The 24,589-nt window shown below is 34.2% G+C and carries 10 protein-coding genes; 7 read left to right on the top strand and 3 right to left on the bottom strand.

All coding sequences use genetic code 11. The features are described 5' to 3' along the window. Nucleotides 1-388 precede the first annotated feature (388 nt). The gene (locus tag MPR_RS13145) at nt 389-3,445 is read left to right on the top strand and encodes a DNA polymerase III subunit alpha (protein WP_041893250.1); all 3,057 of its coding nucleotides are present in this window, start codon (nt 389-391) and stop codon (nt 3,443-3,445) included. A gap of 55 nt (nt 3,446-3,500) precedes the next feature. Here MPR_RS13145 and MPR_RS13140 read toward each other — a convergent pair whose 3' ends face one another. The 3 genes from MPR_RS13140 to MPR_RS13130 form a co-directional block, all read right to left on the bottom strand. After that, nucleotides 3,501-4,811 carry a DEAD/DEAH box helicase gene (locus MPR_RS13140; protein ID WP_041893247.1) on the bottom strand — a complete coding sequence of 437 codons (1,311 nt, stop codon included), beginning with the start codon at nt 4,809-4,811 and terminating at the stop codon, nt 3,501-3,503. 239 nt (nt 4,812-5,050) lie between these two features. Next, complete coding sequence (locus MPR_RS13135; RefSeq protein WP_041893245.1) at nt 5,051-6,730, bottom strand: S41 family peptidase; 1,680 nt, start codon at nt 6,728-6,730, stop codon at nt 5,051-5,053. A gap of 14 nt (nt 6,731-6,744) precedes the next feature. Then, complete coding sequence (locus MPR_RS13130; protein WP_041893243.1) at nt 6,745-7,476, bottom strand: outer membrane beta-barrel protein; 732 nt, start codon at nt 7,474-7,476, stop codon at nt 6,745-6,747. A 1,124-nt stretch (nt 7,477-8,600) separates the two neighbouring features. Here MPR_RS13130 and lgt point away from each other — a divergent pair. From lgt to MPR_RS13100, 6 genes are all read left to right on the top strand, one after another. Beyond that, nucleotides 8,601-9,461 (top strand): prolipoprotein diacylglyceryl transferase, encoded by an 861-nt coding sequence (gene lgt, locus MPR_RS13125; RefSeq protein ID WP_041893241.1) that lies wholly within the window; start codon nt 8,601-8,603, stop codon nt 9,459-9,461. 24 nt (nt 9,462-9,485) lie between these two features. Then, nucleotides 9,486-10,214: a GNAT family N-acetyltransferase gene (locus MPR_RS13120; protein ID WP_041893239.1), complete on the top strand. Its 729-nt coding sequence runs from the start codon at nt 9,486-9,488 to the stop codon at nt 10,212-10,214. A gap of 372 nt (nt 10,215-10,586) precedes the next feature. Further along, complete coding sequence (locus MPR_RS13115; RefSeq protein WP_041893237.1) at nt 10,587-12,140, top strand: phage tail-like protein; 1,554 nt, start codon at nt 10,587-10,589, stop codon at nt 12,138-12,140. A gap of 482 nt (nt 12,141-12,622) precedes the next feature. Continuing rightward, nucleotides 12,623-14,659 carry a phage tail-like protein gene (locus tag MPR_RS18950; protein ID WP_235280448.1) on the top strand — a complete coding sequence of 679 codons (2,037 nt, stop codon included), beginning with the start codon at nt 12,623-12,625 and terminating at the stop codon, nt 14,657-14,659. Between the two features lie 68 nt (nt 14,660-14,727). After that, nucleotides 14,728-22,968 carry a hypothetical protein gene (locus tag MPR_RS13105; RefSeq protein ID WP_041893235.1) on the top strand — a complete coding sequence of 2,747 codons (8,241 nt, stop codon included), beginning with the start codon at nt 14,728-14,730 and terminating at the stop codon, nt 22,966-22,968. A gap of 74 nt (nt 22,969-23,042) precedes the next feature. After that, complete coding sequence (locus MPR_RS13100) at nt 23,043-24,533, top strand: L-type lectin family protein (protein WP_041893234.1); 1,491 nt, start codon at nt 23,043-23,045, stop codon at nt 24,531-24,533. Nucleotides 24,534-24,589 lie beyond the last annotated feature (56 nt).

Raw genomic sequence — 24,589 nt, 5'->3', positions numbered from 1 at the left:
TTAAGAATTAGAAATTAGGAATTAAGAATTAGGAATTTTTGGCTACGCCATTTAGTATGCATATCACATTCTGGACAACGTAACCGTAATGTATATCACGTTCTGTCGACATCCAACCGTAGGGACGTATTACATACGTCTGACAACGTAACCACAATATATATCACGTTCTATCAGCACACAATCGTAGGGACGTATATTAAGAATTAGGAATTTTTGGCTACGTCATTTAGTATGTATATCACGTTCTATCAGCACACAACCGTAGGGACGATTATTAGGAATTAGGAATGTTGGCTTCGCTATAATGTATTTAGATGATATGATAGACTAAACGGTTTCACGACATCCCAAAATCACAACATCCCAAAATCACAAAAAAACAAAAATGCTCTTAAACTGTCATTCATATTATAGCTTGCGTTATGGGACTATTCCTATACAGCGTCTTGTACAACTAGGTAAGCAATATCATATTAGTACAATGGCGCTGACTGATATCAATAATCTAAGTGGTGTATATGAGTTTATTACAGCTTGTAAAGAGGCAGCTATCAAACCAATAGTAGGGACTGAAATCAGAACTGAGGATGTATTACACTATATTCTCATTGCTAAAAACCAAGAAGGCTTTAGTGAAATAGGTCAGTTCTTGACGGATATAAATGAAGGGATTATTACAGTATCGTCTATTGCTCCAGACTTTCAAAACTGTTTTGTGATTTATCCATTCTCAACTGTGGTTCCTACTCTAAAAGAATGGGAATATATCGGAGTACAAAATAATCAACTTTCTCTACTCTATGCAGAGAAGTGGAGATCATTAATGGATAAGCTAGTTGTTCTTCATACAGTCAATCACTTGAATGAAGAAGAATATAAACTACACTGTATCCTACGTGCAATAGATAAGAATACTCTACTCTCTAAATTAACGGAGAAAGACTGCGCTTCTCCTCAAGATAGTTTTAAATCTGAAGAACAAATCATAGCAGATTTTAAAGACTATCCTGAGCTGATAGAGAACACTCAAAGACTAATGAGTGAGTGCAATTATTCTTTTTCTTTTAAAGTTCCTAGAAATAAAAAACACTATACTGAAGATAAGGTTAGTGACTTGAATTTATTAAAACAACTAGCCTATGAAGGGATGGTCAAAATATATGGAGAAGATCATACTTTTGCCCAAGAACGATTAGCTAAAGAACTCAGTGTAATAGACCAACTTAACTTTGAGGGGTATTTTCTGATTACCTGGGACATTATTCAGTATAGCAATAGTCAAGGCTATATGCATATCGGGCGGGGTAGTGGTGCCAATAGTATAGTGGGCTATTGTCTTGGCATTACTAATGTATGTCCTTTAGAGTTAGACTTGTACTTCGAGCGCTTTTTAAATCAGAATAGAAAGTCTCCTCCTGATTTTGATATTGATTGGTCTTGGAATCAACGGGATGATATCCTTCAATACATCTTTACGCGATATGGAAAAGAGCACGTGGCGTTCTGTGGTGCAGTATCTACTTTTAAATATCGCTCTATTATTAGAGAAATAGGGAAAGTGTACGGGCTATCTAAGAGCGAATTAGACACGCTAACGCGTAATCCTATAGAAGATCATGAAGCGAACAGTATCGTGCTTCTAATCCATCAATATGGTCAACTGTTAGAAGGTTTTCCTAATCAGCGTACAATGCATGCTTGTGGTATTTTGATTTCGGAGGATCCTATTACTCGCTATACTGCATTAGACTTTCCACCTAAGGGATTTCCTGTGGTACAGTTTGATATGCATACTGCTGAAGATATTGGTTTTGATAAATTTGATATCCTTAGCCAACGAGGCATAGGTCATATAGATGAAGCTACTAAACTCATTCTTCAGAATCAAGGAATAGAAGTTGATATTCGAAATATTGCTTTATCTAAAGATGAAGAGCTGTGTAACCAACAGTTAAAAATAGGTAATACGATTGGCTGTTTTTATATAGAAAGCCCTGCTATGCGTGGATTATTAAGAAGATTACAATGTGATAATTACAAAATACTAGTAGCAGCTTCTTCTATTATACGCCCTGGGGTAGCACAGAGTGGGATGATGCAAGAATATATCTATCGCCATAACCACCCTAATCAATTTGAATACTTTCATCCTGTATTTAAAGAACAATTAGGCGAAACCTATGGCATCATGGTCTATCAAGAAGATGTGATCAAAATAGCGTTACACTACGGCGGACTACCTGCGGCTGATGGAGATATTCTGCGCAGGGCGATGAGTGGTAAAAGCCGTTCTCTAGCAGGGTTACAGGCTGTGAAAGATAGGTTCTTCGAGCATTGTGATCTTAAAGGACATCCTAGAGCACTTAGTGAAGAAATATACAGGCAGATAGAGTCATTCGCAGGGTATTCTTTTTGTAAAGCCCACTCTGCTTCTTATGCCATAGAGAGTTATCAAAGTCTATATCTTAAAACCTATTACCCATTAGAATTTATCACTGCGGTTATCAATAATGAAGGAGGGTTCTATCGCACAGAAGTTTATATACACGAAGCAGCGATGTCAGGTGCTCATGTATTGCCTCCTTGTATTAACTCTAGTGAATTACAAACTACTTTAATAGGTAAAGAGCTATTCTTAGGGTTAAAACTTATAGAGGGATTAAATATAGAGTTGCTTAAAGCTATTTTAAAAGAGAGAAAAGTCAGTGGTAGATATGAATCTCTCTATGACTTTATACAGCGTATTTCTATAGCGATGGACTCTTTACAGAAGTTAATATTCATCGGTGCTTTTCAATCCTTTGGCAAACAAAAGAATGAGTTATTGATTCAGGCAAAACTACTGTTGAGTAAAAAGGAGCCAACTCCTACACTTACTTTATTACAAGAACCTATACAGGAATACACCTTTCCGACCTTAACGCGCTCTGTATATGAAGACGCATTTGATGAGTTAGAGTTGTTGGGCTTTCCTATTTCTTGTATGCCTTTTGATTTATTAAAAACGAAGTTTAGAGGAGATGTAATGGTCTGTGACTTACTACACCATCATAAGAAAACAGTAAGAATGCTCGGTTACTTAATTGCTCGTAAGCACGTACCTACTTCTAAAGGGAGTATGTACTTCGGTACTTGGATAGACGCAAATGGACATTATTTTGACACTGTACACTTCCCTGATAGTTTAGAGGAATATCCTTTCGTAGGGGGTGGTTGTTATTTGTTATTAGGAACGGTGGAGGTAGAATATCACTTTCCCAATGTACAGATTCTAAAAATGGCAAGATTGCCTTTTATGACTGACCCTCGTTATCACTATGAGGATGAACACCATCAGACTACAGCATCAAAGGTAAAAGAAGATGTGAGTCTTACTCATCGCCAGCCTTATCCTAAAGCGTCTGAAATTAATCTACCGCGTCATAGAATGAAGTTTAAATAAGAAAAGCCTTGATACAAGATATATACCAAGGCTTTCATTGTATATATTAGCTAAATTAGTCTCTAGCTATCTCTATCTTTACTCTCTTATTTTTAAGTCTTGTATCTACTAGTGCAGTCAGTAGAGCCTTAACTTTCTTTGTATTCACTGCTACGAAAGCCTGTGTATCTCGTACATCTATCACTCCTATATCCTCTTTGGTCAAGCCTCCTGTCTTGATTAAATAACCTACTATATCCCCTTTGTTGATTTTATCTTTTTTACCAGCACTGATATAGATTGTTTTAAAATCTGTTTTATTGTCGATAGTATAGCTTCCATCAAGGTCTTCTATCGGCATATCAGGGTTGATGAATTCAATATTTTCCTCTTTGGTGATCATCACATAAGCTTTACCTGACGCCTTCATACGTGCAGTACGTCCATTTCTATGAATAAAAGCATCTTCTTTCTGTGGTATCTGGTAGTGAATCACATGACCAATCTCAGGAATATCAAGTCCTCTAGCAGCTAAGTCTGTTGCGATAAGGATATGTGCACTCTTATTTCTAAACTTCATGATAGCACGTTCTCTATCTTCTTGTAACATTCCTCCGTGAAAAGCACTGTTAGCAACTCCTTTTTTAGTCAATGTCTCACTAATACGAGCTACAGCATCACGGTGATTACAGAAGATAAGAATAGTGTCCTTACCTATCTTACCGATAAGCTTAATCACAGTCTCTAACTTCTCTTCTGCAGTAGAAATAACTTGACTAAAAGTTAGGTCTGGTATTACTTCTGTTTTCTTTAAGAAATGAATACGCTCAGGATCTACTATACCAGTAAACTCAGGAATCTTCTTTAAAGCAGTAGCTGATGTAAGCATTCTGAAAGAGATATTATCAAACGAATTGATGATATAATCCATATCAGTCTGGAAGCCCATCTCTAGAGCTTTATCAAACTCATCTACTACATAGCTAGTCACGGTCTCTGTGTTAAAAGAAAACTCTTCTATGTGAAAAGCCACTCGACCTGGTGTACCTACTAATACTGCTGGTGGTGTGCTAAAATTCTTTATTTCTGTTTTAGTAGAATGCCCTCCATAACAAGAGTTAATCTTAAAAGGTGTTCCCATCTTCTTAAATACAGTCTCTATCTGTAGAGCAAGTTCTCTAGTCGGCACTAGTATAACTGCCTGTACTCCTCTGATAGCAGGGTCTAATCGTTCTAACAAAGGCATTAAGAATGCAACGGTCTTACCTGATCCTGTAGGGGAAAGAAGGATAATATTTGGGTTCTTCTGAGCTGCACTAAATGCTTTGGTTTGCATTTCATTTAATGCCTCAATATTTAAGTTTTTAAGTATCTCTGCTTTATTCATGGAGCAAAGGTAGTTTTAAAAATTTTAGAATCCACTACACCACTAAAGAGAAAAACATAAACTATATAAAGAACTTTAGCAATGACTTCAGCATTACTACTGTTTCGACAAACTTGTAAAGCAAGCTACCTCTACTGATTATAGATTTAGGTTATAGTAATATGCTTATTTATATTCATAAAAAAGCCCCAAAAAGTTAAACACTTTTTTGGGGCATATATTTATTTGAAAAAGGTTAACTATTTAGAATTTAAATAATTAATTGCTTCATTTAAAACTCTATCTACAAAAGTAGGTGAAGTCATTTGTGCTACTTCACTATCTGTTGGAGGAGTTACATAAATATTTGGTTTTACACCGACTCCTTCTACTACCACACCTTCAGCATCTTTCATAGCTAATAATGGCATATAGAATGTTAATTTACCTCCTGCAATCTCGTCTCTAGTACCTCCATTGAAATCATCTACAGCACCTAATCCTGCTGTTGCTCCAGCGCTATAGTCTCCTATACTCACTACATGATTTCCTTGTGACTTCAGCATTAGTGTAGTAATCTCAGACATACTTGCACTACCTTTATCTGTTAAAACAGCAATAGGAATATTAGCTGGAATTCCAAAATTATGTGGTTTAGTCTTAGCCTCTACCCATGGAGTATAATTAAATCTACCATTCCCTTCTCTTGTTCTTTGGTAAGCAAATACAGCATTTTTAGTAATAAAACGATCTGAAATGAAACGTGCATCTACAACAGCTCCACCACCATTAGAACGTAAATCTATTATTATTTTCTTAATTTCTCCAGTATGTAATGGGTTTAAGAACTTCTGATAAAACTCTCCTCTAGTTAAAACTTGAGTTAAAGCACCTGTTAATTCAGGGAAATTATATCCATATTTAACGTGGTTATCAAAAAGGCCAACAAATAAATTTATATAGTCTGCTGTCTCTGCATTATACAAAGCTCCGTATGGAGTGATTGTAGTATATTTAGGTAAAGCATTATATGCTCTTAACGCATTCTGAGCTGATAACATAAATTCATTACTCACGACTTCAGTCTGATTAAACTTAGTCACTTCTTCCATGAATGCTTTATACGCTTTAGAATCAGAATATGTATTATAATCTTTTAATATATTAAAAGTTACATTTTTAATAGCATTACGCATATTAGCATTTTTAATACCCTTTAATTCTTTAGAAGCTTCTAAGATACTTTCTGTCAATAACAATGCATTTCCTTTTCCAGGATTTAAATAATTATTCGCTAATGTAATCTTCAAATTATTAGTTACTGCAAATTGACTAAAAGACAAATAATAGATATCTGGATTAGTATTTAGATTACCTGCAAGGATACCAAATGTACCTGCAATAGATTTAAAAGCATCACTATTCACTCTATCTTCCATATAGCCATACTTCTGTGCAAATGGATATACATTAGGAATTTCTTCATCTAGCATTCCTCCATAAAAGGTAGCGGTTCTAATAATATTTTTACTAGTGGCAGGAAATTGAATCTTTACAGAAAAATGGCGATCAATTAATGGGTGCATAATCTCTTTGAAGTACTGAGAAGCAGTTAAGTAATCCTCATGTATTTGGCCATCATCCTCATTAGGTCTACCATAAGTTTGTAGAGCGGCGAATTTAGGATAATATGTCTTATATATCCCATCCCAGTCTAAACCTCCTTGTTCCTTTTGCTCATAGAAATAATTATACTGCTGATCCATTGTTTTCCAAAAAACTTCAAATAAATCGGCATAAGATTTTACATCCTCTGCAGTAAATCTTCTCGGATCAGTAATTGTGATATCATCAGCAGAACAAGAGTTCAAAACTGTTAGAGAAGATAGTGATAATATAGATAAACCAAGTATTGTTATTTTATGTTTTACTCTTTTCATCGTGTGTAATTTTATTAAAATTTATAAGCAGCTCCTATAGAAATCATGTGCGAATCTCTAGTATTCTTTTTGTTCCCTGGACTATCGTATTTATAAGTCTCTGTAAGACCATAAAGATAATTATAGCCTAGGTAGACGTCTATTTTATCTATCGCATAACCAACTTGAACCTGCCCTTGTAATCCCATTGATAACCTGCGTAACTGATTTTCATTCTTCTTAAAATCATAGTTTTCAGAAACTGTTGTATAATTAAATGAACCATCAGGCTGTAACTCAGAAAAAACAGGATACTGTCCTTTAGTTTTCATTTTTGCCCAATATTCGGTATAGATACCTCCTGCAGCTTTAACCCAAACCCCATTCGTATTATATGGATTGTTAATTAAGTATCCACCAACTAATAAGGGGACTGATATAAAATCATTACTATACTTAGAATACCATCCTTCGCGACTACCTGTTCTTTCAAATTCGTAATTTCTTTGCAAATATGAAACTCCTGTAGAGACAAATATATTCTTCCATACGGCCATTTCTGCAGAAATATTAACCCCAAAACCTCCACGAGAATTATACTTAGAGTCTACTAGATTCGAAATATTAGCATTTAATGAAGTGTTAGTATACCCTAAATCAACTCCTACTTTGAATCGGTTTTCTTTTTGTTCAGTTTGCGCATGGAGACTCATGCTAAACATTGAGAGAAAGATAGCTGTTAGGCTACCTAATTTTGTTGAAATCATAATTTATTATTTATTTAGTTGCTCTAAAATAGATAAAAATAGCAGGTATTTAAAATAATTTTAACTTAATGAAAAATGTCTAAAAAGAATATAATTATAAAAAGTAAAATAATAATTATAAAAATGGTAATTTTATAACATATTATATGAGTTATATAAATATAATGTCTATTCGTATTATATATTGTAAAAATTATATTTTTAGTAAAATCTTTGAATTGTTATATAAAAAATAATATTATGCTAATATTAGTAAAGCAAAGAATCACGTCCTATTGCTTTACGTGTGAGATCCTTCCTTCATCAGGATGATATAGTTAATGGTTAGTATTTCCCGTCAATATGTTATTCTGAGCCTGTGAAGAATCTCATTTTGTTTTTTTTGTAGGTAATAATCGTATGTAATTTATTGATGTTGTATTATTTAATTCTTTAAAAGAAAATGTTAAAGGTTATAATAGGAGTAGTATTAATGGATATCATACTTATTAATCTGAATTTGATTAATAACTAGTTGTTTACAATTACTTAAAAAATAAAAATAAACAATTGAATATCAGAATATAAAAACAATATACTAATTCATAAACTAAGGCTAGTTTTGTATTGATTTGCTAGGGGATTGCTTGAGGGTTTCTTGCACCTTTCTTCGACAAAGACACCTCCTGGGCAAGAAAAGCCCTAGAAATCTCCTAGGAATCCCCTAAGAAGTGCAAGCTAAGTGTTTTGTTTCTTATTTCGTATATTCATAATATCAGTCTAAGATAGTATCAAGATGGGCTAATGTATACAGTTTTTTTAATTGCACGGAGGTCATAAATAAGAGGATATATTCTCATTACAGATGCTATTAACAGTTAGTATTTCCGCTCTCTATGTCCTTCTGAGCTTGCGAAGAATCTCATTCTATGCGTTTGTGGAACTACTAGTGAGATGCTTCCTATCGTCAGCATGACATACTTTATGGGCAATCGATGGGATGTATGTACTCACTGTCCTACCAATAAGTATATGAGGATAGTACCTCGAATAGTAAATCGCGCTAACAAAATAACAAAATATTATATCTATAGGTTATTATAAATGCAGTACTTTGTACCCTTGTTAATAATTAAACTAAATAGATGAGTTTAGCTGCTGTGCTATGGGATGCCAATCCCGAAATGATTAAAATAGGTGCTGTACCTGTGCGTTATTATGGAGTTCTTTTTGCCTTGGGGATTATCCTAGGGTATAAGATAGTGAGTTGTGTCTTTCAGAAAGAGCGAATCCCACAGGCATATCTAGACAAGCTGTTACTATATATTATCGTAGGGACAGTACTAGGAGCTAGATTAGGACACTGTTTGTTTTATGAGTTTGACTACTATATGCAGCACCCCTTAGAGATCATTATCCCTTTTGCTAAGGTCGATGGAGTGTATGATTATGTAGGGTTTATGGGGTTAGCCAGTCATGGAGGAGCTATCGGAGTACTGCTAGCGATCTATCTATACTGTCGTAAGTATAAGATAGGAGCATTCTGGATTTTGGATAGAATAGCCTTAGGAGTACCGATAGCAGGAGCATTTATTCGCTTTGGAAACTTTATGAATTCAGAGATCTATGGCAAGCCGACGAGTGGGAGCTGGGGAGTTATCTTTGCTCATGATGATATGATTCCACGTCACCCTACTCAGCTATACGAAGCCTTTGGGTATATATTGACAGGAGTGATCTTGTGGTTTTTATACCGCAGTCAGAAGGCAAGGAATAATGGAGTGATCTTTTCTTATTTTTTAATTCTGATGTTCCTGACTAGATTTGTGTTAGAGTTCTTTAAAGAGAATCAGGTAGCCTTCGAACAAGATATGATGTTGAATATGGGGCAGTGGTTAAGTGTTCCGTTTATATTAATAGGAGTATTGATGTTAGTGTTTCAGGATAAGCTGAGAGGGATAAGTCATTATGACGCTCGTGCTCTGATAGGGACAACGATAAAATAATAAGGAATAAGAAGTATATAGATCATGGGCGAATTTGTAGAAGAAGTACATGCTTACTGGAGATCTCAGATGGTACAGGGAAGTATTATTCATCTAGATGAGGTGTTTACATTAGTGTCTAATCCAGCCTTAGATGAGCTGTATAAAGTCATGATTTTAGAAATGACGAATAAGCATACCATGGCTGTAGTCACTCCGATGGTAGCAGAAGCATTAAAGCTAAGAGAATTAGAGGAGTACTCTATCCATACTCTTAGAGAGGCGATCTCTACCTGTAAGTTAGAATTGCACTCACCAGATTATATTTATTATCTATTAGATAATAAAGTCCCACAGCTTAGTGATATCAAAGATGGTATAGTGATCAGAGCCTTGTCTATAGAAACGGATAAAGAGGCGTTTAGACAATTCGAATCTGTGTGTTCAGAAGAAGATCTCGATGGAGCTTATGTTTCTTTAAAGCATTGGATCGTATATGGCGCCTTCGATGGAGATCGGCTAGTAGGCGCTGTGAGTGTGTATCCATGGGAAGAGACTAAGCTAGCAGATATAGGAGTGATAACGGATGATGCCTATAGAGGTAGGGGGATCGCGACATGTTTAGTTCAGGCTATTTGTCTAGAGGTGATCGATAGAGGGCATGTACCTCAGTATAGATGCCAGACAGATAATGATACTTCTATAGCTTTAGCTAAGGCAATAGGTTTCACCCTATTCGGACAATGGGAAGCCATAGTCGCAGATGAAGAATAAGTAGATAATATATAGGAGAATAAGAATCCCTCAGTAGCGTGTGTTATTGAGGGATTTTTTTGTGGTATAGTGATTCGAATTAGTTGGTTTTTAGCAGGAGGAAGTAATTTATTTATTATTAGGAATATCTGGTATTTTATTGCATTAAAATAGTAGTTCTTTTTTGATTACTGAGATAATTTTGGTTTGAAGGAGAATGTAGGTGTGTTTTTTTAGAGTAAAAGATTATGAGGTATTAATTATTTTGTCTTTTATTGTTAAATGTGTTAATATTTTTATTAGTTTTATTATTTGTTAAGATAATTTATAGTTGTTATTAGTTGTTTTTAACTATTTTTGTTTGTGAAAATATTGTGAAATAAAAAGAATACTATGAAAAAGAAATTACTATTTGTAGGTGTAGCATTTATGGCACTGAGTACAATGCAAGCTCAAGAGGGCATAGGTATTGGTAAATCTATCATACCAGATGGGGCAGCAGTGTTAGATGTAGGATCAGATACTAAAGGTGTTTTAATCCCACGTGTTTTTCTAACAGGTGAGAAAGATATTACTACTATTAAAGGGGGGATATATCCTGAGAGTTTATTAGTGTACCACAAGGCAAAACTTCCAACAGATGTATTGAAATCTGGATTCTATTTTTGGGATGGAACACTTTGGAGAGCTTTGATGTCTAAATCGAGTGAGCATTTATCTGAAACATTAACAAAATTAGCCGTTAAACAAGAGGCAGGAGAAACTGTTTTAGTGTATAAAGCAGAGGATGGAAAAGATACTGAAATAAAAATATCTAAAGAATTACAGTCAAGTACAAATTTTGAGACTTGGGTTAAAGACTTAGTTACTAGTGCAGCAACTAAAGTTAAGGTTGAAGGAGGAACAGGAATTAAAGTTGATGAGGCACCTCCAGTAAATGGACTAATTACATATACAATTAATGCTGACCCTTCAGGTATTACTTTAGGAGGAGATGTGTCAGGAAAGGCGGATAGTACAAGTGTAGATAAGATTAAAGGAGTAGAAGTAACTAAAGCAAATCCTGCAACAGATAAAGACCTTGCACTTGTTTATGATGGAATTAAATGGGCTCCAGGAAAACCTAAAGTAGATGGAGATGATATCACTGATAAGAAAGAACTGAAGGTATTAGATGGTATTAGTATTACTAATGGGACAGCTTCTGTGTTGAATGATGTTACTATTGGTATAGGTAATAATAGTGTTATGCCTATTAAAATATCAACTGAAGATAAAGCTAATCAAGTTTTAGTTACAAGCGATGATGGAAAAAAAGTAGAATGGGTACCTCAAAGTAAGATCACGCCAACAAAAGCTGATTTAATTACTGATGGTATTATCGTGGTAGGGGATGCTACAACAGGAACTCAGCTAGCCACAGGAGCACTTCTTGAAGGAGTAAATTTGTCGATTAAAAAAGAATCTATTGATAATGATAAGATAGCACCTAGTACTCTTACAATAGATAAATTAGCTACTGTTATTGAGAAAAAGAATATGCATTTAGTAACAGATATAAATGGTAAACCACAATGGGAAACTTTGAAAAGTAACGATATAAAAATTACTACTAAACCAATAGCGACCAATGAAACTGTTGAGGGGCAAAGAGTTTATACTGTTAGAATTATAAATGGAGAAGTAGAAACTCCTCCAGGGACAAGCTTAACGTATAATTCAGAAATAAAGGCTATTCCATTGAGTAATATAGATTATTTATTAACAGCTCATATTTATGATAGTAGTAATAAATTATTAATTAATGGTGTAACTGATGTAACTAATAGTAAAAATACATCTGTTAAATTCCGTTTTGGTAGTGGTAATTTTTATAACACTTTGCCAGTGGCTAAAAATTATATTGTTGTACTAAAATATGTATCTACAGAAATAGTTACTCCTTAAATATATAAGTAAGAGAAATAAAAAAAAGCAATAAGAAGAATTCTTCTTATTGCTTTTTTTATTTAGAAACAAATAGCAGGTAAGGGTTTAAAACAAATAATAGGATTTCATTTATCTCTATATGCATACCATTTATGGTATGATTTTTGGCTTTTTAATAGTAGATCTTTTTAAGATTTGATTAATCGTTAATATACCTAATCTGTGCTGTATCTATATTGATATTTGCTAAAATTAATACGATATGGGTATAAAAGTTTTAAAAATCAAATATTTTTAAAACTAAAAATTAGAAGTAGCTAAACGAAAGTTGATAGTTAAATTTTAATATTTAATAAATTAATAAAAGAAGTATTCTATAAACAGTGTAATTGTTGTTAATTATTAAAATTGAATCTTGTAACGATTGTGAAAACGACATTTAATTGCTGTAAAAATTGTTAATAATTGAGTACTTTTAGGCTAGTATATAATAAAGAGATATGAAAAAAAGGGTAATTACTATTGGAGTTTTAATGATGAGTGGATTAGCTTTTTCACAAGTTGGTATTGGAATTAGAGCACCACACAAATCAGCATTATTAGAGTTAAAAGCAGATGCAGGAGAATATAGAGGAGTATTGATTCCGCGTATTCCTTTAAAAGACTTAACCGATAAATCACTTATAAACAAAGGAGATGTAGCGACTAGCTTATTGGTGTTTAATACAACAGAGAATAATGTTGTTACCCCAGGGTTTTACTATTGGAAAGGAAAAGAATGGGTTAGATTAGTAAATAATCAGGACGTTATTGATAATATAGACAATTTTCCTCGAAATAAAGTATTAGGTGTTAAAGGAGATGACTTAGTATTAGAAGATACTAAAGGACATGAGGTAAAGACTCCTATCAAAGAATTGAATATCATTACCACTATTAAGGAAGGTGCAAATGGTATATATACGTATACGAATGAGGCAGGTGTAGCACAGGTTATCAACGTTACAGGTAGTGTTATTAATAATATTACAGAGATACTGAAAGACGAACAAGTCGTTAATGAGATATATAATAGTGTCGCAACTAAGGGAAAATTAGTTAAAGGAGATGAGGCTATTACTATTGTTGGTGGTGAGAAAGCGGCTTTGACGGAAATGAGTGTATCTCTAAGGGATAAAGGTGTTTCTTCTGCTAAGATTAGACCAGGAATAGATAAGCAAATTTTAGTGACTAAGAATGGAGAAGCTAAATGGGTCTCTGTGACAGACGAGATTATTCAAGATCTTATCAATAAGAAAGAAAAGGTTACTATACTTGAGAATCATCACAATGGTACATTTACCTATTACAACGAAAAAGGAGTTGATGAACAAGGTAATGTGATTAAGGATAAAGGAATTTACTTTGATGCAAATACCTTAAGAATAGAAGAGAGAAAAGATGTAAAAGAAAAAGGAATTTATGACTTCTATGATGGATTAACTTCTGTTAAGGCTCCTTTAATGACGATTAGTACACGTGCTAATGCTATTATTTTTGATAATACAACTAATATCGTAGAGGGAGATAATCTACAAGAGGTAATTGATAATATTTTACATAAAATAGAAGTTGCTCAAGGAAAACCTGCTTCTGTAAAAGGAAGTGGAATCTTGATTAACAATCAGGCAGAATTAGCTGGAGCAGTATTAAAAGAAATGCTGTTAACTATAGCAGATGGTGCTATCAGTACAGATAAGTTGGTAGACGGTGCAGTAACTTCGTATAAACTAAGAGATGGAGCCGTTATTACTGAGAAATTAGGTAATAAAGCAGTGACAACAGCTAAAATAGCTCCAGGTGCTGAAAAACAGATCTTGGTAACTAAAAGCGGGAAAGCGGAGTGGGTAACTGCAACAGATGAAGTGATTAAAGATATAGTGTCTACACATGAGGCGATAACAGTTGTCGTAAATAATGATAATGGTACTTATAGTTATTACAATGAAAAAGGAGTAGATGTTAACGGACAGCCTATTGAAGGAAAAGGGATGTTAATCGATGCGAATACTTTAACTATTAAGGACAATGGCAAGGGAGAATATATATTCAATGATGGAGAGAAACATTTAGCAACTATTGATATTCAAAAGACTGTAATTAACAATATTACGGGTATTCTGAATGATGGTGATGTACAGAATGAAATCTATAATACAGTAGCTGCGAAAGGACAAAAATTAGAAGCAGAGGATATGTCTATCCATATCGATGGTGGAGATAAAGCTGTTCTTACTAATGCGAAAATATCTGTAGCGAATCAAGGAATCACAACAGCGAAGATAAAGCCAGGAGCAGATAAGTATTTGTTAGTTACTAAAGGAGATGAAGTACAGTGGGTTCCAGCTTCAGATTCAATTATTGGAGAGGTAATAGATAGTAAGGAGACGGTTACATTACTAACGGTTAATCCTAATGGAACGTTTACGTATCAAAATGAGAAGAATATCAAAGAGGGAACAGCAGGTGTTGAATTTGATGCAAACACGCTAAAATAGAAGAGAAAAAGGGAGAAAAAGGAGTTTATATCTTTTATGATGGAAAAACAACTGTATCGGCACCTTTAATGACTATTGATGTAGTAGGTACTGTGATTGAGAATATCAAAGAAATATTAAATGATACTACAGTTCAAAACGATATTTATGCTACAGTAGCAGCACAAGGAAAAGCAGTGACTTCTCCTAAAGGATCTATTGAATTAGTAGGGGGTGATAAAGCAGTATTACATGCAATGCAATTAGATATTGCTAAAGATGGAGTGAGTACTGAAATGATTCAGAACAAGGCTGTAACACCTGCTAAATTAGCTCCAGGGGCTAAAGTAGGACAGCTATTAGTGACGAATGTAAATAAGGAGGCACAGTGGGTAGATGCAACAGATGAAGTGATTAAAGATTTCTTAAAAGGGAATCAGGCAATAACTGAATTAGTAGATTTAAAGAATGGTAAGTTTACGTACTTTAATGAAGGTGATTATGACACTAATGGTGTGCGTAAACCTGAAGCTAAGGGGATTACATTTGATGCCAATACATTGACAATAGTTGAAGTTATAGGTGCTAATGGCAAAGGTAGTGGTGTATATAACTTCTTTGATAAAACAAGTGATGCTAAACCAATAGGTACTATAAATGTAGCAGCTAATGTAATAGATAATATTACAGAGATATTAAGTAGAGAAGAGGTTAAGACTGAAATCTTTAATACAGTAGCTTCAAAAGGTAAAAAGGTAGAGAGTACGGATGGCTCTATGTCCATTACAGGAGGAGAACGAGCTGCATTAAGTCACTTGACTATTAATATTAAAGAAGGTGGAGTGACTACTTCTAAGATTAGTTCTGGAGAAGCTGCTCAAGGAACTGTGTTAACTGCTGATGGTGATGGGAAAGTTGACTTCAAAACACCAACAGAATCTGTAGCGCCTGCTATGCAAGGAAACTTGGTAGGAGAGGATACAGTAATTAATATTGATGGAGGAACAGATGTTCTTTTTGGGGCAGATGGCAAAGAAACGAAGATATCTATTAATACAGGAGGAATTACAAGTAAGCATATCCAGAATGAGACGATCATCAATGATGATATTGCTAATAAAACAATTCAAGCAGGTAAACTTGATGCAACAGGAGCAACGCCTGGAGCAGTGGCGACTGTGAATGTAGATGGCTCAGTTGCATACCAATCACTTTCGACTACTAATATTACCAATAAAGGAGAGCTTAAAGTAAAAGACGGTATTACAGTAGATGATGGAGAAGGAAAAGTATTTGCGGATGTATCTTTAGGTTTAGCTGATGGCCAAGTAGCACCAACAAAACTTACTCCTGGTGCAGATAAGTATCTTTTAGTAACCAAAGGAGGAAAGGCAGAATGGGTAGAAGCAAAAGATGAGATTATAAAAGAGGCAGTTAATAGTAATGAAACCATAACTGTATTAATAAATATAGGTAAAGGAATTTATACTTACTTTAATGAAGAGGCTGTTAAGAATAATACTGCAGGTGTAAATATCGATGTAAACTCATTATCTATTGATAGTAGTAAACCGGGGGTGTATGTATTTAAAGATTTGTCTTCAGATAATCCATTGGCTACTATCGATATCGAAAGCGATGTAATTAATTCTATTGTAACTATTCTTGGCGACATTAATGTAAAGGCTGAGGTATATAAAATAGTAGCAGCACAAGGAAAAGCAATTACTTCTACTGATGGATCATTAAATATTCCTATTGGAAATCAAGCTGGATTAGCTGATTTAAATATTGAGATTGCTAAGGATGGGGTTAAAGCAGATCATATTGCTAATGGACAAGTAACAGCAGCTAAATTGGTAGCTGATGGAGTTACTCAAGAAGGTTTTGTAGCAACAGTGAATACGGATGGTACAGTAAGTTATAAATCATTGACAAGTACGGAAGTATCTGGTAAAGCAGCAGCATTAAAGACTGATAAGATTATTCAAGTAGATGGGGGTGATACTAAGGCTGGAGTATTATTCTCTGAAGCAACTTTAAGTATTAGAGATGGAGGAATCGGAACAGATCAGTTGGCTGATGAATCGGTAACAAATCAAAAAATAAAGAATTTATCTGTTACTGCAGATAAGATTTCTTCAAAAGGAATTGAAGCTAAAAGTGTTTTAATTAGTGGTTCTGAAGACAATGTTTTTTGGGGTGAATTAAAAGATATTGTTACTAATACAGCAGGTAATTTAACAACAGATGGTATTATTACTTTAACTAAAGGAACTGGTATTAATACATTACTAGCAGATGCTGAGTTAAGTATTGCAGACAAAAGTATTACGAAAGCAAAATTGAGTTCAGAAGACGATACCAATATTGGTACTAATATTGTAAAAGACAGAATATTGGTAACAGATGGGCATGGAGGTTTCGATTATGCGAGTAAAGAAGCAGTTTTACAAGGAGGAAAAGATTTATTGGTAGGTAATGCACTTGAAATTACGCAAGGTAATGGAGAAAAGGCAGTTTTAGTAGAAACTAATATTAATGTAAAAGACAAAGGAATTACACCTGTTAAGATATCTTCTATTGGAGCAGATAAAAATACAGTGTTAACTGCAGATGGACAAGGGAATGTGGCTTATAAAAAAATAAGTGAAAGCGCCTTTGAAGGATCGGAAGCAAATTTGACATCAGATGGTTCGTTAGCTATTCCTTTAGACAATAAAGCAGTCTTAAAAGAAACAAAAATTGGTATTGCAGAAAAAGGGGTTCAAACAGATCATATTGCTGATGAGAATGTTACTGTTGCTAAATTAAAAGGTGGAGCTGCTAAACAGTTATTAATTACAAATGATGGTGGTAAGGCACAATGGGTTGATGGAACAGATACGATCATCAAAGATATTGTTACTGCTTATGAAAGAGTAACAGTATTAACAGATAAGCAGGATGGTACATTTACTTATCAAAATGAGACTGATATAGCGAATGGTACTCCAGGTATCCGATTTAATGCAAATACATTGACTATTACAGATAATGGAAAAGGGAAATATGTATTTACAGATAAATCTGGAAATGGAGATTTAGCTATTATTGATATTCAAGCTACTGTTATCAATAATATTACTGAGTTATTAAAAGATATAAATGTAAAAGAAGAGATTTATAATGTAGTAGCAAGTCTAGGTAAGAAAGTTTCTGAAGGAGATGCTATCGCCATTACAGGTGGGGATAAGGCTGCTTTATCAGAAATGACAATTGGATTGAAAGATGGTGGAGTAACTACTGCTAAGATTTCTTCTATAGGCGCAGATAAAAATGCTGTGTTAACCGCTGATGGTCAAGGAAAAGTTGCTTATGTGAAACTTAATGAAACAGCTTTTTCTGGAAAAGGAGCTGAGTTAAAATCGGATGGATCATTAAATATTCCTGCTGGAAATCAAGCAGTATTAAAAGAGACTACAATAGATATTGCAGATAAAGGAGTTCAAACTCAACATATAGCTCCTAAGGCAGTAACAGTAGATAAAATAGGAACAAATGAACCAGAAGGGAAGGTACTGACATCTAATGGTGAAGGTGGAGCTGCGTTTAAAACGTTAAAAGAAGTAGTTGGACAACAAGGTAAGGCTATAAAAGGGGATTTAGCTATTCATGTAGATGGAGGAACACAAGCAGCACTTACTGAGGTAACACTTAGTCTTAATAACTCAAGTATTACTAATGAGAAGTTAGCAACTAATGCAGTATCAGGAGATAAGATTCAAAATCAGACCATTACTGCTACTAAAATGGTTGGGGAACAATTAAGAACAATCTTAATAACGGATGCTGTAGGTAATGTACGATGGGCAGATGCAAATGAGAATGTGATTAAAGATATCGTTAAACATACAGAGTCAATAACTTTATTAAGAGATAATAAAGACGGTACATTTACTTATTTTAATGAGGATCAAGTAGATAATAAAGGAAATGTTGTTTCAGGGGCAAAAGGAGTAACTTTTGATGCGAATACATTAACTGTAGATACAACTACACCTGGTGTGTATGTATTGAAAGATAAGTCTACAAAAGAGAATTTAGCTATCATTGATACACGTGCAAGTCATATCATCTTTGAAGGAGATAATATCGAGTACAATAATGTAGAGGAAGCTATTGTATCTATCACAAAGAAAATAGAACAATTAGAAAAAGTAGAAATACAGAAAGCTCCTTTATCAGGTAAGGGGATTTTAATGGATGGTAAAGCGAGTGTAGCTGATGTTGTCTTTAAAGCTGTAGAGTTGAGTATTGCTGATAATGCGATTACTACGTCTAAGCTTGTAGATGAGAATGTAACTACTCAGAAAATAAAAGGAGGAAATGCAAAACAACTTTTAGTTACTAATATTGAAGGTAAAACAGAGTGGGTAGATGCTTCAAGTGATATCATTAAAGATATTGTACAGACACAAGAAAGAGTGACTATTCTGGAAGATAATCAAGATGGTACATTTACTTATTTTAGTGAGAAAGATGTAGATAAAGATGGAAATAAAATAGGAGCTGGTGTTAAGTTTGATGCCAATACCTTAAAAATAGAAGTAGCAGGTAAAGGGAAGTATGATTTCTATGATAAATCACAGGACGCTCCTTTAGCAACTATTGATGTTGCTCATGATGTTATTGAAAATATTTTAGAGATTCTTAGGGATGTAAAAGTTAAGGAAGAGATTTATAATGTGGTAGCGGCTCAAGGTAAAAAAGTATCTACTGATGATGCTATTGAGGTAGTAGGTGGGGATCAAGCTGCATTACATGAAATGACAATTTCTCTTAAAAATGGAGGAGTTACTACTGAAAAGATAAAAGATCACGCTGTTACAGAGGATAAGTTATTCGCTGGTACTGATAAGAAAGATTTTGTGCCAATAGTACAAGCTGATGGTACAGTAAAATACGAACCTATGTCTGCTGTAGTAACAGGACAGATGTTAACACTCGATTCTTCTTTAACAGCTACAGGGGATACTTCAAAAGTGTTATTAGAGGCATTAGATTTAAAAGTAAGTAGTCAAGGAATAGGAAATGAACATCTTCAAAGCTTGTCTGTGACATCAGATAAGATCAGTTCTAAGAAAGGAGATATAATTGCAGAAAAAGGAGACATTCTTGCTGCAGATGGATCAGGTAATGCAGCTTTCTATTCTTCAAATGAGATTGTTAATTCTGCAACTCAGAGAGATTTAGAAGGAGAAACAGGAGTTATTCTGGTAAGTGGTGGTGAGAATGTTCTATTTGGAAAGGATACTCAAAAAACAACTATTCAAATCAATAAAGGAGGAATCAAAGGTGGAGACCAAGGACATATTGCTGCTGGAACTATTCAAGATTCAAATATTGCTGGTAAGAGTATTACTATAGGTAAATTGAACGCAGAAAAAGCAAATGAAGGTACAGTAGCTACTGTTGGTAAAAATGGTACAGTAAGTTATCAGCCTATAACGACTTCTGCTTTAGCTAATAAAGGAACAGTAAGTGTAACAGACGGTATTACTGTCTCTGAAAATGGTGTAGAGAAGGTATTAGCAGACTTTAGTATTGGTATTGCTGATACGTCTATTTCAGTTAGTAAGTTAGACGGTGGTGGTGCTGTAGCAGGTAGTGTTGCAACAGTAGGAGCGAATGGACAGTCAGTATCTTATAAACCTATTTCTACTACAACATTAGCAAATAAAGGTACTTTATCTACAGATGGTGTAATCGTGGTAGATAATGGAGTAGATAAGTTATTAGCTGATACAAAAATAAGCATAGCTGATGGAGGTATTACTAATACACAATTAGCAGAAAAAGCAGTAATGGCTAACAATATTTCTTCCGAAGGAATAGGAGAGAAATATGTATTAGTCAGTGGAAAAGATGGTGAGGTAGTATGGGGTGAATTAGGTGATATAGTAACGAATACTGCTGGTAATTTGACTACAGATGATATTCTTGAAATTACTAAAGGAGATGGAGTTAATTCTCTATTAGCAGATGTTACATTGGGGATAAAAAACAATAGTATAACAAAAGATAAATTGAGTTCTATTGAAAATCAAAAACCTGTAGATATTGATTATATTTTAGTAACAGATGGAAAAGGTGGGTTTGATTATGTAGAAAAAGAAGCAGTACAAGCTGGAGGAGTTGATCTTAATATTGGAACAGCTCTTGAATTTACCAATGGAACGACAGGTAAAAATGCTGTGTTAGCACCAACTTCAATTGATGTTAAGTCTGGAGGAATCTCAACAGATAAATTAGCAGGAGGTTCAGTAACAGTAGAAAAAATATCTTCTGGTACTGCAGCTGTGAATACAGTATTAACTTCGGTAGGAGAAGGGAAAGTAGCTTACGTAAAACTTAGTGAGACTGCTTTTGAAGGAAAAGGAGCTGAGTTAAAAACGAATGGATCTATTAAGATAGATAAAGAAGGTAATAAGGCTTTATTAGAAGAAACAAGAATAGAAATAGCTAAGGATGGAGTTCAAACAGATCATATTAAAGAAAAATCAGTAACTCCAGCTAAAATAAATTCAGTTAATGGTAAGAATAACTTTGCAGAAGGAACATTCTTAGCAGCAGATGGAAAAGGAGCAACAACATATCAAACGCTAGACAAAATAGCGTCTACACAGGGGAAAGCTGTTACTTCAGGAGATAATTCCATTGCTGTAACAACTGGTAATAAAGCTGCTTTACAGAATTTAGATATTGTTATTGCAAAAGATGGAGTGAAATCTGACCATATCGGAGCAAGACAGGTAACTGTAGATAAAATAGGTTCAAGTGAATTAGGAGCAGGACTATTATTAGCTACTGATGGTCAAGGAGGAGCAGAGTTTAAAGATGTAGGAGAGGCAATGTCAGAGGTTGGAAAATCTTTAGCAGGTGGAACAGGGATTACAATTACTGGAGCAGGAAAAGAGCATGCTTTATTAGGAGATGCAACAGTGAATATTGCTGAGAAAGGCGTTGGAGAATTACAATTAGCTGATGGAGCAGTTACAACAGCTAAAATAGCAGCAAAGAATGTAACTTCGGATAAATTAAGCTCTAAAGAAAAAGATAAAGTAGTTGACCCAGGAATGGTGTTGACAGCTGATGGAAAAGGAGGAGTATCATTTCAATTACCAGCAGGAGCTATTACAACAGGTGAGTTAAAAGGATCTGGTTCTATTAATGTAAATAATGGAAATGGTGCCTTGTTACACGATGCTGACATTACAGTTAAAGCAGACGGAATTAACACAACCCATTTAGCTGATGGTGCTGTTACTAATGCAAAGATTGCGGATGGTACAATTACGACAAGTAAAATCGGTAAAGAAGCAATTAAAAATGGACAGATTGCTGCTAATGCTGTAGGTAGAAAAGAGATATATCCAAGTAATATTGATGAAGAGCATATGACTAATAATTCGATTGCTACTAGAGCAATTATTAATAATGCTGTAATAACATCTAAAATAGCAGATTATGCAATAACAGAGGCAAAACTGAAAAGTGATGCAGTAACAGTAGGTAAAATTAAAGATGGAGCAGTAACAATAACAAAAATAAATCCTGAAAGTGCAACTCTAGGGCATGTGTTAACTGTTGCTTCAGGAGGAAAAGTAGAATTTAAAGCTCCTACTGGACAGAATATAACGAAGGCAAATCTAACAGGAGTTGGGCCAATAGAAGTAACAGGTGGAAAAGATGCTGTATTAAATGGAGCAAGTATCGATATCAAGAGTAAATCGATTAAATCAACTCATATTGATGATAAAGCAGTGACCTATGGTAAAGTAGGTAAAGATGTTGTAGGATTTGATGAATTAAGAGGGGATGCAGTATATGGAGCTGTTATAAAAGATAAGGGGGTTGAGGTTGAAAAATTAACCTCATTAGATTATCATAATAATCAAGCTCCTGAAGGACATGTGCTAACGTCTGATGGTAATGGAGGAGTAGAATGGAAAGAAGGAGGAAGTGCTAGTAAAGTAGCAATGCCTAAATTCTTTTATGCACCATCCTTTTACATTACTGTAGAACCAGGAGAAGAAAAAACAATTGATGCGTATGAGTATTATAAAGAACAATTTGGAAGACCAAAAGCAGTGAACTCAAATGCACAAAATACCTTATTACCTGTTTTAGATTATAAAGAGTTAGACTATTATGTACTTTATTATGATGAAGAGGTGTTTGAAAGTGTAGAAATTAGTGATTATGGTGATTTAACGTATAAAGTGAAGAGAGATGCAGAGATAAGTACAAATACGTATTTTAATATTGTATTTGCTGTTAGAGAGTAATAAAGCTTTAAAAGGCCTATTTTATCTAAAGGTAAAATAGGCTTTTATATAATTTTAATAATTAGTATGAGAAGATGAATAATAAGATAGCAATAATAATAGCGTGTTTATTAACAAGTTTTACTTGGGCACAACAAGCAAGAACTTTTCCTTATTTTTTAGACTTAACAGGGACTGAAAAACCAGATGAGATTACTGAGTATTTTGGTGATGGTATATTTGAGAAATCAGAACGTTATTCAAAAGATGGTTTAGCGTTAACTTTCAAAACTTCTGATGGGAAAACACAAGAATTCAGTGGTTTTGCTTTAGATGCTATTCCGTTTACTTCTGAATTTGGTATTATAGTAGAGTTTACTTACGCAATGATTGATGGAGAAAAGTATATTGGAAGATATGGAGATGGTATGACTATGTTCTTATACGACAGCACTAAAGATTTTGAGATTGGAGGACATGGAGCTAGCTTAGGATATACATATAGAAATATTATTGATGGTAATTATACTCCAGGATTGAACGGTGGATATTTAGCTGTTGGATTGGATGTGTATGGAGATTTTAAAGCAAGGTCAGTTGCGGCTTATGAAAAAAAAGAAGGAATTGCTAAGTATGATTGGCCTGAGTCTGGAAGCCATGTTACTGTTCGTGGAGGCCAGTTTGGAAATGATAGATATAAAGGGTATCCCGTATTATATACAATAAATGCTAACTATAAAGCCAACACAAATAGAGCAAAGCTAAAATACGATACAGGAGAATATGACTATCATGATGAACAATTTTTTACAAAATTTGAAATGTATACTGGATTTGATAGTAGAGGGAATATTAATTATAACAAAGTTAAAGTCATTGTTTATCCAGAGGAAAATAAGAAAGGGAGTTATGTAGAAGTATGGGTTACAGAGTATATAAATGAAGGAAGAGTTGTAGAACGTTTTTTCTATCCTAACGAGTTTAAAACAAAAGATCAGGAGGGGAACCTATATGATTTTAAGACTAAAATACCTAATAACTTTAAGATAGGCTTTGCAGCAGCTACCGGAGGTGCTTATGAGAAACATTTAGTTAAAAATGTTAGAGTGAGTCTTCCTTTTGAGCCAGAGATGATAGACTTATTGAAAAATATGTGTGTAGGAGGTACTAAAGGGAAAACAGTTCATTTTGATCCTTATTCTGAGTCAACATTTTATTCAGGCCCAGTTATAGATCCATTTAGAGGAAATGATGAAGAAATGATAGACTTTAATAGTTTTCGATTTGAAAATGAAGATGGTTATGCTTTAAATTCGAATAATAATTTTAAGTATACAGACAATGGTGTTGGCGTATGGGAGTATGATTCATCTAAGGGAAAGGTAACTTTTACAGCTACGGAGAACTTAGAGAAAGGAGAATATTCTATTTACTTTTCTGCAAAGGGGTTTAGTAATGGAACTTATGGACCAGGACCATTTGGAGAGGAAGCTTATCGTTCTCGACCTACAAAGTTAACTGTTAAAGTGGATGGGTGTAATATATTTTTTAATCCTAATCAACCAATTAAAGTAAGAGTTAAATAAAAGGTTTACAATATTTAAAAAAAGGGAAACTAAGTTCTAGTTTCCCTTTTTTTATG

The organism is Myroides profundi (assembly GCF_000833025.1).
Taxonomy (GTDB): Bacteria; Bacteroidota; Bacteroidia; order Flavobacteriales; family Flavobacteriaceae; genus Flavobacterium; species Flavobacterium profundi_A.
The sequence above is the reverse complement of the archived record's forward strand: the minus strand, read 5'-3'. Positions and strand labels throughout refer to the sequence as shown.